Origin of the sequence: Rhodovulum sp. 12E13 (assembly GCF_003340565.1) — a bacterium.
Taxonomy (GTDB): Bacteria; Pseudomonadota; Alphaproteobacteria; order Rhodobacterales; family Rhodobacteraceae; genus HLUCCA09.
This window is the reverse complement of sequence record NZ_QPLK01000011.1, coordinates 83153-103041: the sequence shown is the minus strand read 5'-3', so window position 1 is coordinate 103041 and position 19889 is coordinate 83153. Positions and strand designations below refer to the sequence as shown.

The window sequence follows — 19889 nt, the reverse complement described above, 5'->3', positions numbered from 1 at the left end:
CGCGAAAGCGGCGACCGCAGAGGAGTGCGAGCGCAGGCCGGGCAACGCCCACCCACCGAGGCGCGGGCGCATCGGTGTCGGGGCATCCCCCCCGGCGGCATGAGCGGAGACGGCGCTGCGCCCCACGGCGACCGGGCATGCCTTGCGACCTCGCCGGAAGCGGGCGCCGGCGGTCTCGCACCCGGTCCGCCCCTCTACTGCGCGCCGAGGTGCCGTGCCGCGGGGCTGCCCCGCTCACGCCCGCGCCTCCGAGCCGCCATAGTCGCCGGGCGCGGGACGGCGCACCTTGAAAAGCCACACGGTCGCCGCGACGGCGGCCGGATAGACCGCCGCCGTGAACAGCGCCCGGAGGATGTCGAGGCCGAGCGGCGGGCGCGGGCTGATGGTCAGCGCGAGCACCGCCTGCGTGCCGGCGACCATCGCCAGCAGCACCGCCGTGGCCAGCACCCATTCCAGCAGGAACGGCAGCGCCCGCGTCGCCGCCTGCCGCCGCCGCAGGAACTCGGTCGCCACCAGCGCCGCCAGCGCCCCCAGCCCCGGCGGCCGCTGCAACAAGAGGTCGAGCGCGAGAAACAGCGCCACCACCAGCCATGCCGGTGCGTAGGCCGGCCGCCGCATCACCCATGCGATCGTCAGCGCGAGGATCGCGTCTGGCCCGGGCAGCGTGGCCGGGGCCACGTCGAGCGGCATCAATCGCACGATGGCCAGGACAGCCACCATCGCGGCGAAGAGCGCGCGGTAGCCCCAGAGGCGCGCGGCATAGGGGTCAACCACCGCCGCGCCCTTCCTCTGCCGCCTCAAGCTCGTCGGTTCCGGCCGGCTCGGGCGCTTGCACCGGCGGCAGTTGCGGCGGGATCAGCAGCGCCCCCGTCTCGTCGATCACCTCGGCCGAGTGCGAGCGGAGCACGCGCAGGAACTCGAGCCGCTGGTAGTCTGCCGCGAGCCGCACGCGCAACTGGCCCGACGCGGCCACCGCGACCTCGCCCACCAGCAGGCCCGCCGGGAACAGCCCGCCGTCGCCCGAGCTCACCACCCGGTCGCCCGCGCGGATCAGGCCCGGATCCTCGACGAAGCCGAGCTGCGGCGCGGCCGAGTTGTCGCCCATCAGCATCGCCCGCTGCCCCGAGGGCTGCACCGTCACGGGGATGCGGCTGGTCGGATCGGTCAGCAGCAGCACCCGCGCCGTATTCTTCCCGACGCCGGAGATGCGCCCCACCAGGCCGAGCCCGTCCATCGTGGCCCAGCCATCCACGATGCCGTCGCGCGCGCCCACGTTGAGCAGCACCGACTGTCGGAAGGGCGAGCCCGAATCGGCGATCACAACGCCCGAGACAGAGGTCAGTCGCGGATCGAGCCGCACGTTGTTGAGGGCGAGAAGCTTGGCGTTCTGCTGCTCGAGCTGCACCGCCGCCTCGCGCCACGCCTTCATCTGCTGCAACTCGCGCCTCAGGTCGCGGTTCTGCGCGTGCAGACGCTGGTAGGACTGGAAATCGCGCACCATGTCGGCCATCCGCCGGACCGGCACCGACACCCACTCGAAACGCGGCACCACCCGGTCGACGAGGTCGGCGCGGATGCGCTCCACCCGGGGGGAATCGATCCGCCACAGCAGGAACACGCCGAGGCACAGCAGGATGAGCACCCCGAGCCCGATGCGGCGGAGCGGCGAGACGTAGTCAAGCTCGGTGCGGTCCCGTGCCATGGGCGGGCCTCGCGGGCGGTCAGCTCTCGTAGTCTATAGCGTGGCGGAGTTGCTTTTCGTATTCCAGCGCCTTGCCGGTGCCGAGGGCGACGCAGTTGAGCGATTCGTCGGCCACCGAGATCGACAGCCCCGTCTGCTCGCGCAGCGCGAGGTCGAGATCGCCGAGCAGCGCCCCGCCCCCCGTGAGCATCACGCCGCGGTCGACGATGTCGGCGGCAAGGTCGGGCGGGGTGGCCTCGAGAGCCGTCATCACCGCCTCGCAGATCGCCTGCACCGGCTCGGCCAGCGCCTCGGCCACCTGGGCCTGGTTCACCTCGGTCTCCTTCGGCACGCCGTTGATCTGGTCGCGCCCGCGGATCAGCATCGAGGCGCCGCGCCCGTCGTCGGGCATCCGCGCCGAGCCGATCGAGGTCTTGATGCGCTCGGCGGTCGAATCGCCGATCAGGATGTTGTGCTGACGCCGCAGGTAGTTGACGATCGCGTCGTCCATCCGGTCGCCGCCCACCCGGATCGAGCGGGCGTAGACGATGTCGCCAAGGCTCAGCACCGCCACCTCGGTGGTGCCGCCGCCGATGTCGACGACCATGTTGCCGGTGGGGTCGGTGATCGGCATCCCCGCCCCGATGGCCGCCGCGATCGGCTCGGCGATGAGACCCGCGCGCCTTGCGCCGGCCGACAGCACCGACTGGCGGATGGCCCGCTTCTCGACCGGCGTGGCGCCGTGGGGCACGCAGACGATCACCTTGGGCTTGGTGAAGGTCGTGCGCTTGTGCACCTTGCGGATGAAGTGCTTGATCATCTCCTCGGCGGTATCGAAGTCGGCGATCACCCCGTCGCGCATCGGCCGGATCGCCTCGATCGAGCCGGGCGTGCGGCCCAGCATCAGCTTGGCGTCCTCTCCCACGGCGAGCACCTGCTTGCGCCCGTCCTTCACGTGGTAGGCGACGACCGAAGGCTCGTTGAGGATGATCCCCCGGCCCTTGACGTAGACGAGCGTGTTCGCCGTCCCGAGGTCGATCGCCATGTCGGAAGAAAACAATCCGCTGAGCAACGCCATCGTTGCGCCCTTCCCGTCTGAGGGCCCCCCGGCCCGCGCCTGCGACTCCCCACCCGCGGGGCTGGAGCCTTATACGAGCGCGCCCTGAACGGCGAAAGGGGCACCGCGCCAGGGTAGCCCGCACGAGCGGCGAGCAACGCCCGCCACGAGCGGCCTCGAGAGACCCGAATGTCGAAAAAGGACAAGCAGGGGGGCCGCAATTGGCACCTCTTCCAGTCGACGTTGCAGAATATGTGCAAGTGCAAATAAATTGGGGGAACGCACCGCCTTGCGTCCCCCCAAGGCCTCCGGAATGTGGGATTGCAGCTCAGGCACCCGGAGGCATCGTCTGCCGCCGGGGCGCGCACAAGCCCATGGGCGACAGCGATTTCGTATGTCGATCGTCGGGCCGATGCATCTCGCCCCGGCACACGCCGTCATATCGGGCAAGCCGGGCGGAAGGGAAGCCAATGGAATTCGAATTTTCGATTGGCTTTTCCTATGCGCCCGCCTATCCCCGCGCAGCCGGCCCCGTCGGGCCAAGGAAGCCGCATGTCCGCCCTGCCCACGCTCCGCCAGCTCCGCTATCTGATCGCCGTGGCCGAGCAGGCCCATTTCGGGCGGGCCGCCGCACGGCTCGGCATCTCGCAGCCCTCGCTCTCGCTCCAGATCGGCAACCTCGAGGACGTGCTCGGCCTGCGCCTCGTCGAGCGCGGGCGCGGCCCCGTCACCCTCACGCCCGCGGGGCGCGAGGTGCTCGCCCGCGCGCGCCGCGTGCGCGACGAAGTGCAGGGGATCGTGGATCTCGCCGCGACGATGGGGGTCGGGCTCGTGGGCACGCTGCGCCTCGGCACGACCCCCACGATCGGCCCCTACCTGCTGCCCCGCGTGGTGGCCCGCCTGCACGCGGATTTCCCCGACCTGCGCCTTTACGTCCGCGAGAGCGCGCCACGCCCGCTGCGCGACGCGCTGCTGGCGGGAGAGCACGACCTGATCCTGACACAGCTGCCCGAGCCCGGCGCCGACCTCGTCGCGCATCGCCTGTTCCGCGAGCCGCTCACCCTCGCCGTGCCCAAGGACCACCCCCTGGCCAACGAGGAGCAGATCGAGCCCGCCCAGATCGCGGGTCTCTCCATTCTCGGCCTGTCGCCCGCCTACGCGCTGCACGACCAGATCGCCGGCCTCTGCCGCGACCACGGGGCCGAGATGGTGCGCGACTACGAAGGCACATCGCTCGACGCGCTGCGCGCGATGGTCGGCATGGGGATGGGCGCGGCCTTCCTGCCCCGCCTCTACGTCGCCTCAGAGCTGGCCCCCCGCGACGAAGGCGTGGTGGCGATCCCCTTCAAGGGCGCCCGCGTCACCCGCACCCTCGGCCTCGTCTGGCGCCGCTCCGCTCCCGATGACGCGGCCTATCGAAAGCTCGCCGACATCCTGCGGGAGGTCGCCCGCGCCCGCTTCCGCGCCGAACTGATTCTCTGACCGCGCCTGCCCGCCCGCGCGGACCGCGTCCTGGCGGACGACGGCCCGCCCGCCCGGGCATCCCTCGCCTGCGCGCGCCGCGCCCGTTCCTTCTTCTTGCGCGAAATATCCCGGGGGGTGCGGGGGGCTGGCCCCCCGCTCCTGCCCCCGCCATCCCGCGTCTGCGCTGTCAGGAGACGTCCTTGTAGGAAATCTCCCGCGCGTCCGTGCCGGTCTTGCCGCGGCGCACGATCAGGCGGTTGAGCGCGGCGATGTAGGCCTTGGCCGAGGCCACGACGGTGTCGGTATCGGCGGCCTGGCCGGTCACGATGCGGCCGGCCTCCTCCATCCGCACAGAGACCGTCGCCTGCGCGTCGGTGCCGCCCGTGACGGCATGCACCTGGTAGAGCTGCAGCCGCGCCCCGTGGGGGAAGACCCGCTTGATCGCGTTGAACACCGCGTCGACCGGGCCGTCGCCTGTGGCGGTCACCTGGTGGTCCGTCCCCTCGACGGTCAGGGTCAGGTCGGCCGATTGCGGCGCCTCGGTCCCGCAGATGACGCGCAGGAACTTCAGCCGCAGGTGCTCGCCCTCGGCCTCGATCTGCGCGTCGGTCATGAGCGCGATCAGGTCCTCGTCGTAGACCTCCTTCTTGCGGTCGGCGAGCGCCTTGAAGCGCACGAAGGCGTCCTTGAGCTCGTTGTCGCCCAGCTCGTAGCCGAGTTCCTTCAGCTTCGCGCGCAGCGCCGCGCGGCCCGAATGCTTGCCCATCACCAGGTTCGATTCCGACAGGCCGATATCCTCGGGCCGCATGATCTCGAAGGTCTGGGCGTTCTTCAGCATCCCGTCCTGGTGGATGCCGCTTTCGTGGGCGAAGGCGTTCTTGCCCACGATCGCCTTGTTGTACTGCACCGAGAAGCCCGAGACGGCGGCGACCCGGCGCGAGATGTTCATGATCTTGGTGGTGTCGACGCCCGTCTCGAACGGCATGATGTCGCCACGCGTCCTGAGGGCCATCACCACCTCTTCGAGCGCGGTGTTGCCCGCCCGCTCGCCAAGGCCGTTGATCGTGCACTCGATCTGGCGCGCTCCGCCCGCCACGGCGGCCAGCGCGTTGGCCGTCGCCATGCCGAGGTCGTTGTGGCAATGGGTGGCGAAGATCACGTCTTCGGCCCCCTCCACCTCGTCGATCAGCCGGCGGATCAGGTCGGCCGATTCGACCGGCGCGGTGTAGCCAACCGTGTCGGGGATGTTGATCGTGGTGGCCCCCGCCCCGATGGCGATCTCGACCACGCGCCTGAGGTAGTCCCACTCGGTGCGCGTGGCGTCCATCGGCGACCACTGGACGTTGTCGCACAGGTTGCGGGCATGGGTGACCGTCTGGTGGATGCGCTCGGCCATCTCGTCCTGCGTGAGGTTGGGGATGGCGCGATGCAGGGGCGAGGTGCCGATGAAGGTGTGGATGCGGGGCGAGCGCGCATGCTTCACCGCCTCCCAGCAGCGGTCGATATCGGTCAGGTTGGCGCGGGCCAGGCCGCAGATCGTGGCGTCCTTCGCCTGCTCGGCGATCGCCTTGACCGCCTCGAAATCGCCCTCCGAGGCGATGGGGAAGCCCGCCTCGATGATGTCGACGCCCATCTCGTCGAGGAGCTGCGCGATCTCCAGCTTCTCGGCATGGGTCATGGTGGCGCCGGGCGACTGCTCGCCGTCGCGCAGGGTGGTGTCGAAGATCAGCACCCGGTCCTTGGCGGGCGTTGCGGTCTGGTCGGTCATGGCGGTGGTCCTTCTCTGGCGTGCCGTGGCTCCGGAGAGCCTGTTTCCGGGGCGCGTGGCTACCTCTGAGCGCTCGCGCCCGGGGGCACGCTCAGAGGCGGCTAAGGAGAAGGAGACCTGCCAGCACGGTGCTGGCGGCCGGGGCGCGGGCGATATGGTCGCGGCCGATCATGCGGCGCACAATAGCCGGGCGCGCGCCGGGCGAAAAGGGGCGATTTCGCGGCCGAGCGCGGAGGCCGGCATTCCGCGACACCGCCCCTCGCGGCGGGTGCTAGTCGGTGCGGCCGCGCAGGCTGGCGATCAGGTTTGACTCGAGGTCGAGCACGCGATCGGCGGCGTCGATCACGGCATGGTCGAGCGGGACAGGCCCCAGTTCCACCCCGCGGCTCAGCACCTCGACGATATGGCGCAGCGCGGCGATGCGGGCGTGCCGCTTGTCGTTGGCGGCGATCAGGTGCCACGGCGCGTCGTCTGTCGAGGTGCGCGCCAGCATGTCGTCGATGGCGCGGGTATAGTCGTCCCATTTCTCGCGGTTGCGGAAATCCTCGTAGGTCAGCTTCCACCGCTTCATCGGGTTGCGCAGCCGCTCCTCGAAGCGGGCGAGCTGCTCTTCGGGCGTGATGTGGAAGAACAGCTTGACCAGCCGCGTGCCGTCTTCGCGCAGCATCCGCTCGAAGTCGTTGATCTCGCCATAGGCGCTGCGCCACCGCGCCTTCGGCGTCAGCCCTTCCACGCGCTCGACCAGCACGCGGCCATACCACGACCGGTCGAAGGCCGAGATCGCGCCGGCGGGCGGCAACCGCTCCATGAAGCGCAACAGGTAATGCCGGTCGAGGTAGTAGTCGCGCGGCGCCCCGATGGGCCAGACCTTGAAACTGCGCGGATCGAGAGCTGCCGACATGCGCCGGATCGTGCCGCCCTTGCCCGCCGCGTCCCACCCCTCGAACACGACCACCGCCTTGTGGCCGCGGAAGAGATAGGTCTGCTGGATCGCCTTCAGCGCAAGCTGAAGCTCGGCGAGCTCGCGGGCGTAGGCCTTCTTGCCCAGCCGGGCGGACATGTCGAGGTCGGCCAGGCGGATCGGCCGCCTGGGGGTGCGCTTTGCCATGGCAGTCCCCGTCGCTGGGGCGGCCCGGGGCGGTCGGGCCACCTCCTGAGTCAAGCAGCATCCGGCAGCGAGGGCAACGCGGCGCTGTGCGCCGTCAGCCCGCGCGCGTCGCCGCTTCCGGCCGCGGGCGCCCCGTCTCGGCGCGGCGCTCGGTCACGGCGCTGCGCAAAAGGCCCACCGCCGCCTGCACTCCGTCGATCACCGGCACGGGCACGACGGGGCCGATGGCGCGGGCGAGGCCGGCCAGCGGGCCGCCGCCCAGAACGATGGCACATGCCCCCTGCCCGGCCATCTCGCGGGAGAGGCGGGCGAGGTCGGCCGCGCAGCGCTCCTGCACCGTCGAGGGGTCGCCTGCATCGCCATCGGGCAGCGACGCCACGCCGACGAGGCGCGGGCCGAGGCCGTGTGCCTCGGCCATCTCGCGCAGGCCGGGCGCGAGTTGCGCGCCGAAGGTGACGATGCCCGTCGGCCCGCCCAGCGCCCGCGCCGCGGCGAAGGCCGCGCCGGCCAGCCCCACCACGGGCAGGCCGGGCCTCGACGCGCGCACTGCCTCGGCGCCGGTATCGCCGAACGAGGCGAGCACGATGCCGTCGACCGGCCCGTCATGGGCGCGGATCGTCGCGAGCACCCCCTCGACCGCCTCCGCCGCGTCCGCGGGGGTCACGATCAGGGCCGGGCCGAAGGCGGCCGAGCGGGTGGTGAAGCGGTCGCCGGGCAGTGCCACGGCCTCGGCCGCGGCGGCGATCCGGTCGGTGACGCCTTGGCTGGTATTGGGGTTGACGATCAGCAGGCGCATCAGAGGATCACCGAGGGCAGCCACAGCGCGATGGCGGGAAAGACGTTGACGAGCAGCAGCGCCACCAGCATCGCGCCGATGAACCACAGCATCGAGGGGATGATCTTCGCGATCGAGATCCTCGCGATGGCGCAGGTGATCAGCACCACCGAGGCGACGGGGGGCGTCTGCTGGCCGATGCCGAGGTTGATCGTCAGGATCAGGCCGAAATGCACCCGGTCGATGCCCAGCTGGTCGGCCAGCGGCAGGAAGATCGGCACCAGCATCAGGATCGCCGGCGTGCCGTGGATGATCGTGCCCGCGAGAAGGAAGAAGGCGTTGATCGCGAACAGGACGACCCAGTAATTGTCGGAGATGCCGAGGATGCCCTGCGCGATCTCCTGCGGGATGCGCTGATTGGTGAGATACCAGCCGAGCAGGGTCGAGGTCGCCACGATGAACATCAGCATCGCCGAGCGCTTGCCCGCCACGCGCAGCGTGTCGATCAGCGTGCCGAGGCGCACCGTGCGGTAGAGCAGGACGGCCAGCACGATCGACCAGAAGGCGGCGATGGCGCCGGCCTCGGTCGCGGTGAAGATGCCACCGAGGATGCCCACCAGCACGAGGATCGGCAGCGTGAGCGGGATCGCGGCGTCCTTGCCCGTCTCGGCCACGCGGCGCAGCGAAAAGGCGCCCTCGGTCGGATAGCCGCGGCGGACGGAGATGAGATAGGCCGTCCCCATAAGCAGCGCACAGACCATGATGCCCGGCACGATGCCGGCGGCGAACAGCTCGGCGATCGAGGCGTTGGCGACGTAGGCGTAGAGGATCAGGTTGAGCGACGGCGGCACGATGATCGCCATCGTCGCCGAGGTCGAGGTGACGGCGGCGGCGAAGGCGGCCGGGTAGCCGCGCTTGCGCATCTGCGGGATCATCACCGAGCCGATGGCGGCCGCATCAGACGTGGCCGTGCCTGAAATCTCGGAAAAGAACAGCGATGTCAGTATGTTGACATGCGCAAGCCCACCGCGGATGTGACCGACGAGCGACGAGGCGAAGGCGATCAGCTTTTCCGCGATCCGGCCCTGGTTCATCACCTCGCCCGCGATCATGAACAGCAGCGCCGCGACGAGCAGGTAGTTGTTGGCCCCGCCGAAGGGGATCAGCCCGATGATCTGCGGCACGACGCCCGGGTCGAGCAGGATCATCGTGGCCGCCGTGACGCCGAGGACGAAGGCGATGGGCAGGCCCGCGATCAGGAGGGTGACGAGGAGGATCAGGATGATCCAGCCGGGATCGATCGGCATCACGCGTCCGCCTCGGGCAAAAGATCGGCCGGGTCGATCCGGCCCGTGAGCACGCCCACCAGGCGCACCGTGCAGAAGGCCGCGATCAGCACGCCGCCCACCGGCATCGCCGCGCGGAAGAGCAGCATCGGCAGGTCGATCGAGATCAGCTGCCGCCCGGCGAAGCTCGCCGCGGCGATCCCGCCATACCAGGCCAGCAGCAGCCCGAACCCGGCCATCAGCGCGAGGTTGAGCGCGGTGACCACCCGCATCGCACGCTGCGGCAACAGCCGCAGCACCGCGTCGAAGCCTAGATGCTCGTTCGTCCGTGTCAGGTAGGCCGCGCCGATGAAGGTCAGCGTGGCGAGGATGTGGGCGGGCAGTTCCTCGCCCCACGACACGCTGTCATTGAGGATGAACCGGGCGAAGACCGCCCAGTTCAGCAGGATCAGCAGGAGCCCGGCAAGGGCCACCACCGCGGCGTCGAGCGCCGCGCCGGCCCAGCGGTCGAGCCGCTCGAAGACATCCGCAAGACGGTCCATCGCGGGGCTCCCGGGTGCGCTCACTCGAGGCCGAGCGCGGTGCGCGTGGCCGCGATCATGTCTTCGCCGATCACGTCGACGAAAGTCGGGCTTTCGTAGAGGGGCGCAGCGGCCTGCTGGAAGGCGGCGAAGTCGATCTCGTTGACCTCGATCCTGTCCGACAGCGCGGCGATGGTCTCGACATCCGTCTGCTCTCCCCAGTCGAAGGTCCAGGGCGCGACGTCGGCCGCGACGCTCAGCACGGTCTCGCGCAGACCCTCGTCGAGCGAGTTAAGGAAGGGCTCGCCGAACACGAGGAAGGTGGGCAGATAGACGTGATTCGACAGCGACATGTAGCCCTGCACCTCGAACAGCTTGGCGGTGTCGACCACGTTGGCGGGGTTTTCCTGCCCGTCGATCACGCCCTGGTCGAGCGCCGAATAGACCTCGCCGAACGACAGGGGCGTGGCGTTGGCGCCGAGCGTGTTGAACATCTCGACCCGCTGGCGGTTCGTGGGCGTGCGGATCTTGAGCCCCTCGAGGTCGGCCGGCACGGTGATCGGGCGCACCGCGTTGGTGATCTGGCGGAAGCCGTTGTCCCACATCGCGGCGAGCACCATGCCGCTGCCGTCGAAGCCCTCGCGCAGCATGTCGCCCGCGGGGCTGGCGGCGAAGGTCTGCACCGCGGCGCGGTCCTCGAAGAGATAGGGCAGATCGAAGATGGCGGCGCGGGTGTTGATCTGCGCGATGGCCGAGGCCGAGAGCGAGGCATGGTGCGTGCCGAGGCCGAGGCCCTGCAGCACGTCCTCCTCCGAGCCGAGCGTGTTCGACATGAAGATCTGCACGTCGATCTCGCCCGGCGCGGCCGCTTCGAGGCGCTGCTCGTATTCCTGCAGGAAGACGTGGGCGAACGAGCCCTCGGGAAGCGACGAGTTGATCTGCAGCACCACCTGGGCCTGCGCGGCGAGCGGCAGGGCGATCGCCGCGGCGGTGGTGAAAAGAGTCTTTCTCAGTTGGGTCATGGCGTGCGTCCCTTTCGATCTGAGCGGCCGCCCGGAATCGGGCAATCCATGCGCAAATCCTGTTTCACAGAACGCTTTCGTGAAAAGCATTTTTCGCGCCTCGGCGCCGTGCGCCCCGCCAACCTGCCCGATGGTGCGGCATGTGCATGGCCGGCTGCCTGCGCGCAAGGCACCTCGCGAACGCTCAGAGCTCGCCCAGCCGGGCATGCCCCTCCTCGATCGCGCTCATCCGCCGCCGCCCCTCGGCGCCCGACAGCTCGATGGCGCGCGCCGCGATCAGGTTGCACACGGCCATCACCGCGACGTGGTTCAGAAGCGGCCCCGGCGCGCTCGTCGCGCAGCCGAAGCGCCAGCGTGCCGGCAGCGAGTCGAGCCCCGGCAGATCGCCGATCAGGGCGAGGGCGGCGCCGCTGTCATGCACCGCCGCCACCGCCTGCGGCAGAAGGGCAGGCGCCCGGCGCAGGGCGACCACGATCACGCAATCGCCCGGCCCCAGCGCGGTCAGGCCCTCTGCGAGCGTCTCGCCGTCGCGGGGAAAGACAGTCACGTCGGGAATCACCTGCTGCAGCTGCCAGCCGAGGTAGCGGGCCATCGGCTGGCCCGCGCGGAAGCCGCCGACGCGGACGCGCGGCGCGGCGAGGGCCGCCTCGGCCAGCGCGTCGATCTCGGCCGGGTCGAGCGCCGCCGCCGTCCGGTCGAGATTGAGGCGCGACTGCTCGAGATGGGCGGCGACGGCGCCCTCGAGCGGCGCGCCGCCCGAGCCGACGCGGAACAGCGGCGCGCCGGCCTGCTGCTCGGCCCGCACGGCCTGGCGCGCCTCCTCGAACGAGCCGTAGCCGATCTTGCGCACGAAGCGCGAGACGGTGGCGTTGGAGACGTTGGCGAGCCGGGCCAGTTCGGTCGCCGTGTAGCTGGCGATGTCGCCGGGGAAGCTGAGCACCACGTCGGCAAGGCGCCGCTCGCTCGGGTGAAGCTCCGAGAGAGCGCCGCGCACCCGCGCGACGAGGGAATCCCGAGGCTTCCGGTCCATGCCGTGAAACCTACTTTTCATGGCTGGCGCCGTAAAGCCGCCGGACGGCGCGCCCCTCCGTGTGGCAGGTGCCTTGCGGCGTCGGTCACGCGGCCTGGCGCGCCCCGGCAGGCTGCAGCGCGTAGCGGGTGTCGCGGCCGCGGGCGGCGGTCAGGCGCCACTCGGCGGGCGGCGCGGAGCGGTCGCGCAGGCGGGCGAGGCGCCAGCGCATCGCCTGCGGGCCGTCATGGGCCGGGTCGAGGCGCCAGCGGCTCTCGATGCCGGCCGCGCCCCCCTCGCCCGCCGACAGGATGAGACCGAGCGGCGCCGTTCCAGACGCTTCCGTCCCCGTTTCGGCGGCAAGGTGCAGGCGGCGCACCGGCGTCAGCGGCGGCGGCTCTGGCAACTCGGCCACCACCAGCGGCACCGCGCCCGCGCGCAGCCCCTCCTCCATGCACCACAGGATGTCCTCGCCGCGCACGGGGTGCACCACGATAAGGCGAGCGGGATCGATCCACTCGGTCACCCCCTCGCCGTTGAGCCGCTCGGGCATCCAGGCGGGCACGATCCACAGCACCGGCCCTGGCCGGGCCGCCGCCACGGCCAGCGCCAGCAGCCGCCGTGCCACGCCGCAGAACTCGTGCGCGCGGCCGAGGGCCAGCGCCATCTCGCCCAGCACCGGCAGGGCGGGCCGGCCGGCATGGGGCGCGCGGGCGAGCAGCGGATGATCGGGTCGGGCCATGGGCGGAGGGTAGCGTGTTCCCGTTTCGTTCTCAAGCCTTCGGCTTGCCCCCGCAGGTCTGCCCGCTCTACATGGCCGCGCAGGCAGGAGACGACGAAAGGGGCAGGACGATGCGCACGCGCAAGCTGGGAACGAGCGACCTCGAGGTGACCGAGTTCTGTCTCGGCACGATGACCTGGGGCAACCAGACGCCGCAAGACGACGCCCACCGCCAGCTCTCGCGCGCGCTCGACGCCGGCATCAACTTCCTCGACGCGGCCGAGATGTATCCGGTCAACCCGATCCGCGCCGAGACGGTCGGCCGGACGGAAGAGATCATCGGCGCGTGGTTCGCCGGCCCCGGCAAGGGGCGGCGGGGCGACTATGTCGTCGCCACCAAGATCACCGGGCCGAACGGCGGCTTCGTGCGCGACGGGCGCGGCATCGACGCCACGACGCTGCGCGAGGCCGTCGATGCCTCGCTCGCGCGCCTGCAGACCGACGTGATCGATCTCTACCAGCTGCACTGGCCCAACCGCGGCTCCTATCATTTCCGCCAGTACTGGGATTATGACCCCTCGAAACAGGATCGCGCGGCCACCGAGGCCAACATGCGCGAGGTGCTCGAGACGCTCGGCGCGCTGCAGGCGGAGGGAAAGATCCGCGAGGTGGGCCTGTCGAACGAGTCGGCCTGGGGCGCGGCCCAGTGGCTGCGCCTTGCCGCCGAGATGGATGCGCCGCGGATGGTGTCGATCCAGAACGAGTATTCGCTGCTCTGCCGGATGTTCGACACCGATCTCGCGGAGCTGTCGGTCAACGAGCGGGTCGACCTGCTGGCCTTCTCGCCCCTCGCGGCCGGCCTCCTGACGGGCAAGTATCGGCAGGGCGCGGTGCCCGAGGGCTCGCGCATGGCCATCAACGGCGATCTCGGCGGGCGGGCGACGGCACGGGCGCACGCGGCCGTCGACGCCTACGCGGCCATCGCCGAGCGGCACGGAATGGCGCTCGACCACATGGCGCTGGCGTGGTGCACGACGCGGCCCTTCATGGGGTCGATCATCTTCGGCGCGACGACCGACGCCCAGCTCGAGCACATCCTCGCCGGGCTCGACCTGACCCTCCCGGCCGAGGCGATGGACGAGATCGCCACCGCCCATCGCGCCCATCCGATGCCCTACTGACATGCGCGCCCTGGCGCTCCTGCCCCTCGTTGTCGCTCTCGCCGCCTGCCAGTTCGGCGCCGGCGGCGCGGACGAAGGGCCCGGCGGCGGAACAGCCGCGGGCGACGGGCCGCACGCGGGCTACGTCCTCGACGATGCGCCCGCAGCGGCGGACGAGACCGAGACAGCCGAGCCCGTGCCAGAGCCTGAGCCCGAGGCCGAGCGGGAGGCCGAGCCGATCCCCGAGCCGATCCCCGAGCCGGAGGCCGAGCCCGACCCGACGGACGCGCGCTTCGCCGCCGCGCGGGCGGCCTGCGAAAAGGAGGGCGGCCGGTTCGGCCGGGCGCCGGGTGGCGGCGAAGCGCGCATCTGCTTCCGCACGCCCCGCGACGCAAACGCGCCCTGCCGCACGGGGGCCGATTGCGAGGGCGCCTGCCTCGCCCGGTCGCGCACCTGCGCGCCGATCCTGCCGCTGCTGGGCTGTCACGACGTGATCCTGTCGAACGGCCTGCGCGCCACCGAATGCGTGCAATAGCGCCGCCGCGCCCCGCTCAGCCCGTGCGGTTGCGCAGCACCCCGGCGAAGCGGGAAAAGATGTCGGCGTTCGCCGCCACCAGCGCGCCGGTCTCGAAGATCTCGCGCCCCTCGTGCAGCGGCTCGACGAAACCGCCCGCCTCGCGCACCAGCAGGATGCCGGCCGCCACGTCCCACGGGCTCAGCTCGCGCTCCCAGAAGCCCTCGTAGCGGCCGGCCGCGACATAGGCGAGATCGAGCGCCGCCGCCCCCCAGCGCCGCACGCCTGCGCATTCGGGCATCAGCCGCGACAGGTCGTGCAGCATGGCCGGCAGCGTGCGCTTGGCGCCGAAGGGGATGCCGGTGGCGAAGACGGCGTCGGTCAGGCGCGACCGGCCCGACACGCGGATACGACTGTCGTTCATCCACGCCCCCGCGCCCTTCTCGGCGTAGAACAACTCGTCCTTCGCCGGGTCGAACACGACGCCGGCGACGACCTGCCCCTTGTGCTCGAGCGCGACCGAGACCGCCCAGTGCGGCATGCCGTGAAGGAAGTTCGTGGTGCCGTCGAGCGGGTCGACGATCCACCGCCGGGTCGGATCCTTGCCCTCGATCTCGGCCCCCTCTTCGGCCAACCAGCCGTAATTGGGACGGGCGCCCAGCAACTCCTCCTTCAGGATCGCCTCGGCCGCGATGTCGGCGCGCGAGACGAAGTCGCCCGGTCCCTTGCGACCGACCTGCAGGTTCTCGACCTCGCGGAAATCCTTCACGAGGCTGCGCCCGGCCTTGCGGGCGGCCTTGATCATGACGTTGAGATTGGCGCTGCCCTGCATGGGGCGACCTCCGCAGCGGAAAACCGAGCGCCGCCCCTACACCGCCACCCGGGAGGGGGCAAGGCACTCCCCGATGACGGCCGTCAATGACCCCTCCCGCCCGTCGCGGGATGCTCGGGCGGCAAGGGACCATCGTTTGGGAGAACGGCATGCAACGCAAGATCATCGCGGGCCTCGGCGCGCTCGTCCTGACGCTCGGCGCGGCCGGCGCCCAGGAAGCCGACATGGAGGCGGGGCGCGTGGAATACCTCTCGGCCTGCGCGGGGTGCCACGGGCGCGACGCCAGGGGCGACGGCCCGATGGCCGACCTGATGAACATCGAGACGCCCGACCTCACCAAGCTGACCGAGCGGGCAGGCGGCACCTTTCCATTCCGCAACACGCTGCTGCTGATCGACGGGCGCAACGAGGTGCGCGCGCACGGGGGCGAGATGCCTGTCTGGGGCGACCGCTACATGACCACGATGACACGCGCGCAGGACGAGATTCGCCCGCCGCGCTGGCCCGAAGACCCCGAACTGCTGGTACGCGGACGGCTGCTGTCGCTCGTCTACTACCTCGAGTCGATCCAGGAATGAGCGGATCCCGGCCCGGGGCGGCCGGGGTGCGCGCGGGGGAAGGCGCGGTGCGCCCGGCTCAGGCCGCGCGCATCGCGTCGGGAATCTCGCGCGCAAGCCGCAGGACGGTCTGCATGAAAGGCTTGTCGGCCTCGTCCTCGCGCACCGCTGCGTAAAGGCGCCTGGTGACGCCGGTCTCGGTCAGCGGGCGGATGGCGATCTCGCCGCGCGACCGTTCCTCGCGCAGCACCCAGTCGGGCAGCACCGCGACGCCCCGGTTCGACGCGACCAGCATCAGGATCACGGCGGTCAGTTCCACCTGCCGCACCGCCCGCGGCTCGACCCTGGCGGGCGTCAGCAACTCGCTGAACACGTCGAGGCGCGCCCGCTCGACCGGGTAGGTTATGAGCGTCTCGGTGCGGAAATCCTGGGCCTCGACGAACGGCTTCCCGGCGAGACGGTGCCGTGCGGCGCAGACGAAGACGGGGTGATAGTCGAACAGCGGCACGAAAGTGACGCCGGGCAGATCCTCGGGGTCGGACGAGATCACCATGTCGACCTCCTCGCGCATCAGCGCGGGCAGCGCGTCGAAGGCGAGGCCGGGGCGGATGTCGACGTCGACGTCGCCCCAGTCGCGGCGGAAGGCGTCGAGCACGGGAAACAGCCACTCGAAGCAGGCATGGCACTCGATGGCGATGTGCAGCCGCCCCGTCCGCCCCTGCCGGAGCGCGTCGAACTCCTGCGTCAGCGCCTCGATCTCGGGCAGGATGCGCTCGGCGGCGCGCAAGAGGCGCTGCCCGGCGGCCGACAGCCGCAGCGGCTTGGTGCGGCGCACGAACAGCTCGCAGCCCGCCTGCTCCTCGATCCCCTTCACCTGGTGGGAGAGCGCGGACTGGGTGATGTTGAGCATGTCCGCCGCCCGCGCGAGGCCGCCGGCCTCGTGAATGGCGCGGATCGTGCGGAGGTGGCGCAGTTCGATATGCATCCCGCCTCATGAAGTTCGTGACGAATATGACGTTGCCTCACAGATCGGCATACGCGATTTGAAGGGGCAGCACAAAGAGAGGTTCACGCATGTCGTCCGCTCCCTCCGTCTCGTTCGAGTTCTTCCCGCCCAAGTCGGTGGAGGCGTCGTTCCGCCTGTTCGACACGGTGCAGCATCTCGCGCCGCTCGGGCCCCGGTTCGTCTCGGTCACCTACGGTGCCGGCGGGACGACCCGCAAGCTGACGCACGAGGCCGTCGAGGCGCTGGTCAAGACGACCGATCTGACGGTGGCCGCGCACCTGACCTGCGTCGAGGCGACGAGGGAAGAGACGCTGGAGATCGCCAAGGGCTATGCCGAGGCCGGCGTGAAGGAGATCGTGGCGCTGCGGGGCGACCCGCCCAAGGGCGCCGAGCGGTTCACCCCCCACCCCGACGGCTTCGCCGATTCGGCCGAGCTCGTGGCCGCGCTCAAGGAGGTGTCGGATTTCACCGTGCGCGTCGGCGCCTACCCCGATCCGCACCCCGACGCGGGCTACGACGATGCCGACGTCGACTGGCTGAAGCGCAAGTTCGACGCGGGCGCCGACGAGGCGGTGACGCAGTTCTTCTTCGAGGCAGAGACCTTCTTCCGCTTCCGCGACAAGTGCGCGAAGGCGGGCATCGACAAGCCGATCCTGCCGGGCGTCCTGCCCATCGAGAACTGGAAGAGCGCGCGCCGCTTCGCGGTGAAGTGCGGCGCCTACATCCCCGCCTGGCTCGACGAGGCGTTCGAGAAGGCAGAGCGCGACGGCGATGGCCGCACCGATCTGCTCGCCACCTCAATCGCGACCGAGCTCTGCACCGAGCTGCGCGAGGGCGGTGTCGAGCACTTCCACTTCTACACGCTGAACAAGCCGGGCCTGACCCGCGACGTGTGCCACGCGCTCGGCGTCACCCCCGACATGCAGCTCGAGAAGGTGGCGTGACGCAAAAGCCTTGCTGAAGGCTTTTGCAAATCCCTTCTTCAAGGGATTTGCGGCGTGGCAAGCTGATGTCGCGCACCGGCCCGCAGGGCGTGTCTGAGGCCAAGGCCCCCGGTCACGACGGGGGCCTTGTCGGTGGCATCGAGAGAGGTCGCCCGCTCACGTGAGCGACGTGTCGATCCCCTTGCAGGCGTCCACGAGGCCGCGCACTGCCTCGACCGACTTGTCGAACATCGCCTGCTCGTCCTTGTTGAGCGCGATGTCGACGATGCGCTCGATACCGCCCGCCCCGATCACCGTGGGCACCCCGACATACAGGCCCTTCAGCCCGTATTCACCGTCGCACCAGGCCGCGCAGGGCAGCAGGCGCTTCTGATCCTTCAAATACGCCTCGGCCATCTCGATGGCGCTCGTCGCGGGCGCATAGAAGGCAGAGCCCGTCTGCAGGAGCTTGACGATCTCGGCGCCACCGTCGCGGGTGCGCTGCACGATGGCGTCGAGCTTCTCCTGGCTCGTCCACCCCATCTTGACGAGGTCCGGCAGCGGGATGCCACCGACCGTCGAATAGCGCACCAGCGGCACCATCGTGTCGCCGTGGCCCCCCAGCACGAAGGCGGTGACGTCCTTCATCGACACGTCGAACTCGAGGCTCAGGAAATGCCGGAAGCGCGCCGAGTCGAGCACGCCGGCCATGCCGCAGACCTTGGCATGCGGCAGGCCCGAGAACTCGCGCAGCGCCCAGACCATCGCGTCGAGCGGGTTGGTGATGCAGATGACGAAAGCGTCGGGCGCGTTCTCGCGGATGCCCTCGCCCACCGCCTTCATGACCTTGAGGTTGATGCCCAGGAGGTCGTCGCGGCTCATGCCCGGCTTGCGGGGCACGCCGGCGGTGACGATGCACACGTCGGCGCCGGCGATGTCGGCGTAATCCTGCGTGCCCTTCAGCTTCGCGTCGAAGCCCTCGGCCGGCCCGCTTTCGGCGATGTCGAGCGCCTTGCCCTGCGGGATACCCTCGGCGATGTCGAACATGACGACGTCGCCCAGCTCCTTCATCGCGGCGAGATGGGCGAGCGTGCCGCCGATCTGCCCGGCGCCGATCAGGGCGATCTTGGGTCTGGCCATTTTGGGATGTCCCTCGTTAGGTCTCGTCTGGCGGCGATGCCTAGACGAGGGGCTGGGGCCGCGCAAGGCGGCCGGACCCGTGGCACGGGGCTGCATCCACGGGGCTGCATCTCACGGGGAGGGACCGGGGTGCCGGATCTCGCGACGCTCGCCATCGCCGCGCCCGCGGCGCTCTGGGCGGGAATATCCAAGGGCGGCTTCGGCTCGGGCGCGGCCTTCGCCTCGGCGCTGATCCTCGCGCTCGTGTTCGACCCGGCCACGGCGCTCGGCATCATGCTGCCGGTGCTGATGCTGATCGACGTGGTGACGGTGCGGGGCTTCTGGAACCGCTGGCACGTGCCCTCGTCGTGGGCGCTGATCCTCGGCGGGATTCCGGGCGTGCTGCTCGGCGTGGCGCTGTTCGCGGTGGCCGACGACGACGTGATCCGCCTGCTGATCGCATCCGTCGCGCTCGGCTTCGTCGCCTGGCAGGTGGCGGGCCAGGCCGGGCTGATCAGGCTGCCGCTGGTGCCCTTCCGCTGGCGCAACGGTCTGATCGCGGGGGTGGTGGGCGGCTTCACCAGCTACATCAGCCATGCGGGCGGGCCGCCGGTGGCCGTCTTCCTGCTGAGCCAGGGCCTGGGCAAGACGGCCTTCCAGGCGACGACCGTGCTCGCCTTCTGGATCATCAACATCTTCAAGGCCGTGCCCTACGGCATCATGGGCTTCTTCACGCTCGAGACGCTCGAGATCGGGCTGTGGATGGCGCCGTTCGCGGTGGCGGGCGCGTTGATCGGCATCCGTGCCCACCACCTCGTGCCGGAGCGGCTGTTCTTCGGCATCACCTACGTGCTGCTTACGGCGACGGGGCTGAAGCTGGTATGGGATGCCCTGACCTGAACCCGCCGCGCCACCGGCAGGGTCAGGTCGGCTGCCCCGCCGGCCCGAGCGTCTCCTCGAGCGTTTCGAAGGCACGGCCGCTCGCCACAAGGCACATCATGCCACTCGGCATGGTGACCGTGATCGTCCAGGTGCCCGTTTCCTCGGAGGCGAACACCTCCATCACGGCGTTGTCGGAGCGCAGCCCGATCGACTGCCGGCTCTCGCCGTAGGCCTCCGCGAGTTGCTTGACGATCGCGTCGCGCTGCCCGCAGGTCCGCGGGGTCTGCTGCGCCTCGACGCTCGCCGCGGCCAGGAGCGCGAAGCCCACCGCGAACACGAACAGTTCCCTCATCGTCGCGTCCTTTCCCTTGGCTGGGCCCGGCCGCCCCTCGGGCCGGGCGCTCGCAACGGTCGGGGGCGCCCCGCCGCCCTCACCGAAGGCGTCACGGACCTGCCGCGCTCCGACGCGTCGTTGAGCCGCAAG

General features: G+C 70.6%; 21 protein-coding genes. 6 read left to right on the top strand and 15 right to left on the bottom strand.

Annotated elements, in window-relative coordinates:
* Positions 1-234 precede the first annotated feature (234 nt).
* The 3 genes from DLJ49_RS11650 to DLJ49_RS11640 are packed head-to-tail and all read right to left on the bottom strand — an operon-like array spanning position 235 to position 2759.
* A complete protein-coding gene (locus DLJ49_RS11650) occupies positions 235-774 on the bottom strand; it encodes a rod shape-determining protein MreD (protein ID WP_115393726.1) in 540 nt (179 codons plus the stop codon).
* A complete protein-coding gene (gene mreC, locus DLJ49_RS11645) occupies positions 767-1702 on the bottom strand; it encodes a rod shape-determining protein MreC (RefSeq protein WP_115393725.1) in 936 nt (311 codons plus the stop codon). Before mreC ends, DLJ49_RS11650 begins: the two co-directional genes overlap by 8 nt.
* A 19-nt stretch (positions 1703-1721) precedes the next feature.
* The gene (locus tag DLJ49_RS11640) at positions 1722-2759 is read right to left on the bottom strand and encodes a rod shape-determining protein (protein ID WP_115393724.1); all 1038 of its coding nucleotides are present in this window, start codon (positions 2757-2759) and stop codon (positions 1722-1724) included.
* Positions 2760-3290: 531 nt separating this feature from the next.
* On the opposite strand from DLJ49_RS11640, the gene DLJ49_RS11635 reads away from it, so the two are divergent.
* Positions 3291-4220, top strand: coding sequence for a hydrogen peroxide-inducible genes activator (locus tag DLJ49_RS11635; protein WP_115393723.1), 930 nt, complete (start codon positions 3291-3293; stop codon positions 4218-4220).
* 169 nt (positions 4221-4389) lie between these two features.
* Here DLJ49_RS11635 and DLJ49_RS11630 read toward each other — a convergent pair whose 3' ends face one another.
* The 8 genes from DLJ49_RS11630 to DLJ49_RS11595 all read right to left on the bottom strand — a co-directional run bounded on the left by DLJ49_RS11630 (position 4390) and on the right by DLJ49_RS11595 (position 12433).
* Positions 4390-5970 (bottom strand): 2-isopropylmalate synthase, encoded by a 1581-nt coding sequence (locus DLJ49_RS11630; protein ID WP_115393722.1) that lies wholly within the window; start codon positions 5968-5970, stop codon positions 4390-4392.
* Positions 5971-6241: 271 nt separating this feature from the next.
* A complete protein-coding gene (locus tag DLJ49_RS11625) occupies positions 6242-7078 on the bottom strand; it encodes a polyphosphate kinase 2 family protein (RefSeq protein WP_115393721.1) in 837 nt (278 codons plus the stop codon).
* Positions 7079-7172: 94 nt separating this feature from the next.
* Positions 7173-7874: an aspartate/glutamate racemase family protein gene (locus DLJ49_RS11620; RefSeq protein ID WP_115393720.1), complete on the bottom strand. Its 702-nt coding sequence runs from the start codon at positions 7872-7874 to the stop codon at positions 7173-7175.
* Positions 7874-9160, bottom strand: coding sequence for a TRAP transporter large permease (locus DLJ49_RS11615; protein ID WP_115393719.1), 1287 nt, complete (start codon positions 9158-9160; stop codon positions 7874-7876). The genes DLJ49_RS11620 and DLJ49_RS11615 overlap by 1 nt, the downstream gene beginning before the upstream one ends.
* Positions 9160-9681: a TRAP transporter small permease gene (locus DLJ49_RS11610; RefSeq protein WP_115393718.1), complete on the bottom strand. Its 522-nt coding sequence runs from the start codon at positions 9679-9681 to the stop codon at positions 9160-9162. The genes DLJ49_RS11615 and DLJ49_RS11610 overlap by 1 nt, the downstream gene beginning before the upstream one ends.
* 20 nt (positions 9682-9701) lie before the next feature.
* Positions 9702-10682, bottom strand: coding sequence for a TRAP transporter substrate-binding protein (locus tag DLJ49_RS11605; protein WP_115393717.1), 981 nt, complete (start codon positions 10680-10682; stop codon positions 9702-9704).
* Positions 10683-10866: 184 nt separating this feature from the next.
* Positions 10867-11712: a MurR/RpiR family transcriptional regulator gene (locus DLJ49_RS11600; RefSeq protein ID WP_115393716.1), complete on the bottom strand. Its 846-nt coding sequence runs from the start codon at positions 11710-11712 to the stop codon at positions 10867-10869.
* Between the two features lie 85 nt (positions 11713-11797).
* Complete coding sequence (locus DLJ49_RS11595; protein ID WP_115393715.1) at positions 11798-12433, bottom strand: hypothetical protein; 636 nt, start codon at positions 12431-12433, stop codon at positions 11798-11800.
* A gap of 110 nt (positions 12434-12543) precedes the next feature.
* Here DLJ49_RS11595 and DLJ49_RS11590 point away from each other — a divergent pair, with 110 nt between their 5' ends.
* Positions 12544-13593, top strand: a complete 1050-nt coding sequence (locus DLJ49_RS11590) for an aldo/keto reductase (protein WP_115393714.1) — start codon at positions 12544-12546, stop codon at positions 13591-13593.
* 1 nt (position 13594) lies between these two features.
* Entirely contained in the window at positions 13595-14107 is a 513-nt protein-coding gene (locus tag DLJ49_RS22105; RefSeq protein WP_199533357.1) for a hypothetical protein, read from the top strand.
* Between the two features lie 16 nt (positions 14108-14123).
* Here the strand turns inward: DLJ49_RS22105 and DLJ49_RS11580 are convergent, their stop codons facing one another.
* A complete protein-coding gene (locus tag DLJ49_RS11580) occupies positions 14124-14918 on the bottom strand; it encodes an inositol monophosphatase family protein (RefSeq protein ID WP_115393713.1) in 795 nt (264 codons plus the stop codon).
* Positions 14919-15067: 149 nt separating this feature from the next.
* On the opposite strand from DLJ49_RS11580, the gene DLJ49_RS11575 reads away from it, so the two are divergent.
* Positions 15068-15496, top strand: a complete 429-nt coding sequence (locus tag DLJ49_RS11575; RefSeq protein ID WP_115393712.1) for a c-type cytochrome — start codon at positions 15068-15070, stop codon at positions 15494-15496.
* 58 nt (positions 15497-15554) lie between these two features.
* Here the strand turns inward: DLJ49_RS11575 and DLJ49_RS11570 are convergent, their stop codons facing one another.
* Positions 15555-16460: a LysR family transcriptional regulator gene (locus tag DLJ49_RS11570; protein WP_115393711.1), complete on the bottom strand. Its 906-nt coding sequence runs from the start codon at positions 16458-16460 to the stop codon at positions 15555-15557.
* Positions 16461-16549: 89 nt separating this feature from the next.
* Between DLJ49_RS11570 and metF the strand changes: the two genes are divergently transcribed.
* Positions 16550-17425, top strand: a complete 876-nt coding sequence (gene metF, locus DLJ49_RS11565; protein WP_115393710.1) for a methylenetetrahydrofolate reductase [NAD(P)H] — start codon at positions 16550-16552, stop codon at positions 17423-17425.
* A 156-nt stretch (positions 17426-17581) separates the two neighbouring features.
* Here the strand turns inward: metF and mdh are convergent, their stop codons facing one another.
* Complete coding sequence (mdh, locus tag DLJ49_RS11560) at positions 17582-18544, bottom strand: malate dehydrogenase (protein WP_115393709.1); 963 nt, start codon at positions 18542-18544, stop codon at positions 17582-17584.
* Between the two features lie 129 nt (positions 18545-18673).
* On the opposite strand from mdh, the gene DLJ49_RS11555 reads away from it, so the two are divergent.
* Positions 18674-19423 carry a sulfite exporter TauE/SafE family protein gene (locus DLJ49_RS11555; RefSeq protein ID WP_233488964.1) on the top strand — a complete coding sequence of 250 codons (750 nt, stop codon included), beginning with the start codon at positions 18674-18676 and terminating at the stop codon, positions 19421-19423.
* A gap of 22 nt (positions 19424-19445) precedes the next feature.
* On the opposite strand, the gene DLJ49_RS11550 is transcribed toward DLJ49_RS11555, so the two are convergent.
* Positions 19446-19757, bottom strand: a complete 312-nt coding sequence (locus tag DLJ49_RS11550; RefSeq protein WP_115393707.1) for a hypothetical protein — start codon at positions 19755-19757, stop codon at positions 19446-19448.
* Positions 19758-19889: the final 132 nt, after the last annotated feature.

What these genes read in the sequence shown, in the direction of transcription:
- DLJ49_RS11640 (WP_115393724.1), bottom strand. Translation starts at nt 2,759, where the DNA reads ATGGCGTTGCTCAGCGGATTGTTTTCTTCCGACATGGCGATCGACCTC.
- DLJ49_RS22105 (WP_199533357.1), top strand. Translation starts at nt 13,595, where the DNA reads ATGCGCGCCCTGGCGCTCCTGCCCCTCGTTGTCGCTCTCGCCGCCTGC.
- DLJ49_RS11550 (WP_115393707.1), bottom strand. Translation starts at nt 19,757, where the DNA reads ATGAGGGAACTGTTCGTGTTCGCGGTGGGCTTCGCGCTCCTGGCCGCG.
- DLJ49_RS11635 (WP_115393723.1), top strand. Translation starts at nt 3,291, where the DNA reads ATGTCCGCCCTGCCCACGCTCCGCCAGCTCCGCTATCTGATCGCCGTG.
- mreC (WP_115393725.1), bottom strand. Translation starts at nt 1,702, where the DNA reads ATGGCACGGGACCGCACCGAGCTTGACTACGTCTCGCCGCTCCGCCGC.
- DLJ49_RS11580 (WP_115393713.1), bottom strand. Translation starts at nt 14,918, where the DNA reads ATGCAGGGCAGCGCCAATCTCAACGTCATGATCAAGGCCGCCCGCAAG.
- DLJ49_RS11575 (WP_115393712.1), top strand. Translation starts at nt 15,068, where the DNA reads ATGCAACGCAAGATCATCGCGGGCCTCGGCGCGCTCGTCCTGACGCTC.
- DLJ49_RS11605 (WP_115393717.1), bottom strand. Translation starts at nt 10,682, where the DNA reads ATGACCCAACTGAGAAAGACTCTTTTCACCACCGCCGCGGCGATCGCC.
- DLJ49_RS11610 (WP_115393718.1), bottom strand. Translation starts at nt 9,681, where the DNA reads ATGGACCGTCTTGCGGATGTCTTCGAGCGGCTCGACCGCTGGGCCGGC.
- DLJ49_RS11595 (WP_115393715.1), bottom strand. Translation starts at nt 12,433, where the DNA reads ATGGCCCGACCCGATCATCCGCTGCTCGCCCGCGCGCCCCATGCCGGC.
- DLJ49_RS11600 (WP_115393716.1), bottom strand. Translation starts at nt 11,712, where the DNA reads ATGGACCGGAAGCCTCGGGATTCCCTCGTCGCGCGGGTGCGCGGCGCT.
- DLJ49_RS11570 (WP_115393711.1), bottom strand. Translation starts at nt 16,460, where the DNA reads ATGCATATCGAACTGCGCCACCTCCGCACGATCCGCGCCATTCACGAG.
- metF (WP_115393710.1), top strand. Translation starts at nt 16,550, where the DNA reads ATGTCGTCCGCTCCCTCCGTCTCGTTCGAGTTCTTCCCGCCCAAGTCG.
- mdh (WP_115393709.1), bottom strand. Translation starts at nt 18,544, where the DNA reads ATGGCCAGACCCAAGATCGCCCTGATCGGCGCCGGGCAGATCGGCGGC.
- DLJ49_RS11620 (WP_115393720.1), bottom strand. Translation starts at nt 7,874, where the DNA reads ATGCGCCTGCTGATCGTCAACCCCAATACCAGCCAAGGCGTCACCGAC.
- DLJ49_RS11590 (WP_115393714.1), top strand. Translation starts at nt 12,544, where the DNA reads ATGCGCACGCGCAAGCTGGGAACGAGCGACCTCGAGGTGACCGAGTTC.
- DLJ49_RS11625 (WP_115393721.1), bottom strand. Translation starts at nt 7,078, where the DNA reads ATGGCAAAGCGCACCCCCAGGCGGCCGATCCGCCTGGCCGACCTCGAC.
- DLJ49_RS11615 (WP_115393719.1), bottom strand. Translation starts at nt 9,160, where the DNA reads ATGCCGATCGATCCCGGCTGGATCATCCTGATCCTCCTCGTCACCCTC.
- DLJ49_RS11630 (WP_115393722.1), bottom strand. Translation starts at nt 5,970, where the DNA reads ATGACCGACCAGACCGCAACGCCCGCCAAGGACCGGGTGCTGATCTTC.